At 68.2% G+C, this 4,411-nt stretch carries 6 protein-coding genes; 2 read left to right on the top strand and 4 right to left on the bottom strand.

Annotated elements, in window-relative coordinates:
* Positions 1-236: 236 nt before the first annotated feature.
* A complete protein-coding gene (locus tag AC1D15_RS19455) occupies positions 237-626 on the top strand; it encodes a high-potential iron-sulfur protein (protein WP_477827273.1) in 390 nt (129 codons plus the stop codon).
* Here the strand turns inward: AC1D15_RS19455 and AC1D15_RS19450 are convergent.
* The 4 genes from AC1D15_RS19450 to AC1D15_RS19435 form a co-directional block, all read right to left on the bottom strand.
* Complete coding sequence (locus tag AC1D15_RS19450; protein WP_477827272.1) at positions 602-1,321, bottom strand: TetR/AcrR family transcriptional regulator; 720 nt, start codon at positions 1,319-1,321, stop codon at positions 602-604. The genes AC1D15_RS19455 and AC1D15_RS19450 overlap by 25 nt on opposite strands.
* A complete protein-coding gene (locus tag AC1D15_RS19445; protein ID WP_477827271.1) occupies positions 1,318-1,773 on the bottom strand; it encodes a VOC family protein in 456 nt (151 codons plus the stop codon). The genes AC1D15_RS19450 and AC1D15_RS19445 overlap by 4 nt, the downstream gene beginning before the upstream one ends.
* 96 nt (positions 1,774-1,869) lie before the next feature.
* Complete coding sequence (locus tag AC1D15_RS19440; protein ID WP_477827270.1) at positions 1,870-2,871, bottom strand: NADP-dependent oxidoreductase; 1,002 nt, start codon at positions 2,869-2,871, stop codon at positions 1,870-1,872.
* 5 nt (positions 2,872-2,876) lie between these two features.
* Positions 2,877-3,686, bottom strand: a complete 810-nt coding sequence (locus tag AC1D15_RS19435; RefSeq protein WP_477827274.1) for an oxidoreductase — start codon at positions 3,684-3,686, stop codon at positions 2,877-2,879.
* A 120-nt stretch (positions 3,687-3,806) separates the two neighbouring features.
* Between AC1D15_RS19435 and AC1D15_RS19430 the strand changes: the two genes are divergently transcribed.
* Positions 3,807-4,411, top strand: a 605-nt coding sequence (locus AC1D15_RS19430) for a TetR/AcrR family transcriptional regulator (RefSeq protein WP_477827269.1), incomplete at its 3' end; no start/stop codon positions are given.

The raw sequence follows: 4,411 nt of genomic DNA, 5'->3' as shown, positions 1-4,411 counted from the left end.
GACTGCGCGTCGGCGACATCGTGGTCGGCATGAACGGCCGGGCGCTCGGCGACAGCGGCGACTTCGTGCGGGCGCTGCTGTCGTGGCGCTCGGTGGCGGGCACGCGGCTGACGGTGTTCCGCGCGGGCGGCTACCTCGAGCTGCGTGCCGCGGCCCGCGATTGACGTGGGTCAAATCGCGGCGCCGCAGTGCACCGAACAATGGATCCGCTCGATGACCCTTGCGCTGGAGACCGCATGGCGCTGCCCACCCAGACCCACCTCGAAGCCGCGCGCGGCGGCACACCCGCCTGCACGCGGCGTCGCTTCATCCGGCTGGTGCCGGTGGGCGCCGCGCTGTGGTTCCCGGCGGCGCACGCCAAGCCGAAGCCGGTGCCGCCACCGGACCCGTCGACCTTCCCGCACCTGGACGAGCGCGATCCCCACGCGAAGGCGGTGGGCTACGTCGAGGACGCGGCGCGCGTCGACCGCCGGGTCTATCCGAAGTTCACCGCCGGCAGCACCTGCGACAACTGCGCGCTGTACCGCGTGCCGGCCCAGGCCTGGTCGGAGTGCACCCTGTTCCCGCGCAAGCTGGTGGCGGCCAAGGGCTGGTGCGACGCCTACGTGCGGCGCGCGGCACCGTGACCTGCCGTGGGCGCCTGTCGGGGCGCCGGGTCGGCGACCCGCACGAGCCACTCGTGCATGAGCTGCTTCTCGCCCGCGGTGAGTCCCGGCAGGTCGGCCAGGTGCGCACGCAGCGTCGAGACCGCCGCAGCCACGCCGGAGTCTTTCACCGGGGCGTCCTTCAGGATGGCGCCCAGGACCGCGTCGCGGGCCGCCTCGGCCATGCCGCGACGCGCCTCGGGGGCCCTGCCGAGCATCTCGAGCACCGTGCCCTTTGCCATCGCGTGGCAGAGGTCGACCGCGCGCTCTTCACTCACCGTCAGCCGGCCGGCCAGGGCGATCGCATGAATCCTGTCGCGCAGCACCGCCAGCCCCGCCACCGCGGCCTTCGACGTGCGACCGGGCCGGCCGTAGATCAGCACGAAGACCTCGGGGTTCTCCAGCCCGAATGACGTGTAGCCCATGAAGCCCTTGCGGAGCGACTCGACGGGGTCCACGCCGGACTTGTCGGCTCGCTTCCTGGCGACGAAGTCGGCCAGCGCCTGTTCCGCAACGGCGTCGAGCAGGCCCTCCTTGTCGCCGAAGAGCCGGTAGATCGCCGGCGCCTGCACGTCTGCCGCCGCGGCAACGGCACGCGTGGTCACGGCGTCGCCGCCGCCCTCGGCCAGCAGTTGAATGGCGGCGGCAACGATGCGTGTGCGGGATTCATCCTTCACGCGACCGCCCCAATGCGCTGGAACAACTCGAACAGGTTCCCCCACGGGTCGGTGAAGAAGGCGATGCGGTGACTGATGGGCGGAACGTCGAAGGGGTCCCGCACGATGTTCACGCCACGGCGGCGCAGCGCTTCGACGGTGTCGTCGGCGTTGTCGACTCGCAGGCAGACGTGATCCCAGCCGGCCACCCTGACATCGCCCCGCGACGGACGCGGCAAGGACTCCTGCCCTCCGAGCAACTCGATCCAGAAGTCGTCGTGAACCGCAGGCGCCAGGTAGACGAACCTGCGCTCGCCAAGCGCCATCGAGTGCATCACGCGAAAGTCGAGGGTGCTCGTGTACCAGGCGATGGCCGCATCGATGTCGTCGACGCGGATGCCCACGTGGTCCGGTCGGAACGACGTGAAGGGACTCGCGGTCTTCGCGGCAGGAGCGACGAAAGGCAGCGGCATCTGGATCTCCTGGGCGTGAGGCCCGATATCAGTGGTATCAATTCATTGATATCAACGATAACACAGATGCCCGCAACGGAACCCAGGATGTCGCGCTCACCGGAGCTTGACGACGACCTTGCCCTTCGCGCGGCCCGCTTCGACATACGCCATCGCCTCGTTGGTCGATTCGAACGGGAAGACCCGGTCCACCACCGGCTGGATGACGCCGGCATCGAAGAGCCGCGTGATCTCGCGCAACTGGCTCCCGTTCGCTCTCATGAAGAGGAACGAGTAGCCGACCCCACGGCGCTTCGCCTGTCGCCGCACGCCCGAGCTCAGCAGCCGCATGGCCAGCTTCACGAACCAGGGTGCCCCGATCTCCGTGCCGAAATCGGGATCGGGCGGCCCGGAGATGGAGACGAGCTTCCCGCCGGCCTTGAGCACGCGGAGGGACTTTGCGAGCGTCTTGCCGTCCTGGCTGTTCAGCACCACGTCGCAGTCGCGCAGGACATCCCCGAAGTCCTGGTTCCGGTAGTCGATGACGATGTCGGCGCCCAGGCGTTTCACGAGATCCACATTGGCCGAGCTCGTCGTCGTGGCCACGGTGGCGCCGAGATGCCTGGCCAGTTGAATGGCCACGGTGCCGACGCCGCCGGAGCCGGCCTGGATGAAGACCTTCTGCCCCTTCTTCAAGCCGGCCTTCACGACCAGGGCCTGCCACGCCGTCAAGGCCACCAGCGGGATGGAAGCAGCTTCTTCCATCGTGAGCCCTCGCGGCTTGAGCGCCAGCGAAGCTTCCTTGACGGGCACGAATTCAGCGAAGCTGCCGATCCGGAAGTCGTCCGGCCGCGCACAGACCTCATCACCGACCTTGAACTGCCGCACGCGCGGGCCGATCCTGACGACCACCCCGGCCACGTCGTGGCCGAGGATGAGCGGCAGGCGATACGGCAGGATGAGCTTGAACTCGCCGTCCCTGATCTTGGAGTCCAGCAGGTTCACGCCGGCGGCATGGACCTGGACCAGGACCTCGTCGTCGCGCAGCTCCGGAATCGGCACCTCTGCCAGTTCCAATGCGCCCTTCTTGCCGTATCGATGGAGAACGAATGCTTTCATGGTTCTCACGCCGCGAGACGCAGGTTCTTGCGAATGCCGGCGTCCACCATGCCGGCCGGTGCGAAGGTGCGAAGCAACTGCAGGAAGCCGGCGCGGCCGCCGGCCGTGTAGCGCAGCTTCGGGTGGGCCGCGATCGACGCTTTCAGCACGGTCTCGGCCACCACCGCCGGCTCGTCTGCCTCGTCGATCAGCTCGGTCAGCCGCTTGCCGACGGCCGCGCGAACGTCGCGGTACTCGTCGAGCTTGGCGTCGGGTTCGAGCAGGTTCGCCTCGAACTGCGTCCTGGTATTCGCGGGCTCGACCACCGAGACCCGCACGCCCATCGTGCGAAGCTCATGGTCGAGCGATTCCGAATAGCCTTCGACCGCGTGCTTGGTGGCGGCATAGAGCGCCATGTAGGGCGCCGGCAGGAAGCCGAAGATGGAGCCGATGTTGACGATGCGACCGCTGCGTTGGCGCCGCATGTGAGGCACGACGGCGCGGGTCATCCGGGCGATCCCGAAGAAGTTCGTCTCGAAGATCGACCGGGCCTGCGCCATCGAGCTCTCTTCCGCGCCGGCCGGGGCCGTGCTGAACCCCGCGTTGTTCACGAGCACGTCGATGCGGCCCTCCCTGCGCAGCACCTGCGCCACGGCGGCCTCGACGGATTCGTCGCTGGTCACGTCCAGCGACAGCATCTCGAAGGACTGCGGGTCTGCGTGGGCGCCACGCCGGCTGGTGCCGTAGACCTTGAAACCCGCCGTCGACAGCCGCTCGGCGGTGGCCTTGCCAATGCCCGAGGAAGCACCCGTCACGAGCGCCGTCCTGCCATTCATGTCCATGGTGTTTCCTTGCTATGCTGCGAGCGTTAGAAGACTGATGGTCTCCAATGTAGCAGACCATCGGTCTCTTGCGCAAGCCCCTTCCCGTGCAAATCCCTGCCAGCGACGATCCCGATGAGCCCTCCCTCCCCGTACCTGCGCGCGCGCTCCCCCGAACAGAAGGAGGAGCGCCGCCGCCACCTGCTCGACACCGCGAAGGCGCTGCTGCTGGACATGCCGGACGTGCATGACCTGGGCATCAACGAACTGGCGCGGCGCGCCGGGATGACCAAGTCGAACGTCTACCGGTACTTCGAGAGCAGCGAAGCCGTCTTGCTGGATGTGCTGGTCGAGGAGTTCGTCGTGTGGCGTGCCGAACTGCGCAAAGCGCTGGGGCGGGACCGCAAGCGCGCAGGAACCGTCGAGCACATCGCGCGGGCGTTCGCGGCCACCGTGGCGGCGCGCCCGCTGCTGTGCCGGCTCACCAGCATCTTCCCGTCGATCCTCGAGCACAACATTTCAGCCGGGCGCATGGTCGAGTTCAAGCATGGCCTGCTGGCCGTGCGCAAGGAGACCGCGCTCGACTTTCACGCCTGTGTGCCGTCGATCGCGGCAGCCAGCTTCGAGCGTTGCATCCACCTGGCCCTGCCGCTGCTCATCGGGCTCTGGCCGCTCAGCCACCCGGCCCAGGTCGCGGCCGAAGTGATCGAGCTGCCCGAGCTGGCGGCCTTGCGCTATCG

The organism is Rhizobacter sp. P2_H2 (genome assembly GCF_056403375.1).
Note: the sequence above shows the minus strand (reverse complement) of the source record. Positions and strands in the feature narration are given on the sequence as shown.

What these genes read in the sequence shown, in the direction of transcription:
- AC1D15_RS19445 (WP_477827271.1), bottom strand. Translation starts at nt 1,773, where the DNA reads ATGCCGCTGCCTTTCGTCGCTCCTGCCGCGAAGACCGCGAGTCCCTTC.
- AC1D15_RS19435 (WP_477827274.1), bottom strand. Translation starts at nt 3,686, where the DNA reads ATGAATGGCAGGACGGCGCTCGTGACGGGTGCTTCCTCGGGCATTGGC.
- AC1D15_RS19440 (WP_477827270.1), bottom strand. Translation starts at nt 2,871, where the DNA reads ATGAAAGCATTCGTTCTCCATCGATACGGCAAGAAGGGCGCATTGGAA.
- AC1D15_RS19455 (WP_477827273.1), top strand. Translation starts at nt 237, where the DNA reads ATGGCGCTGCCCACCCAGACCCACCTCGAAGCCGCGCGCGGCGGCACA.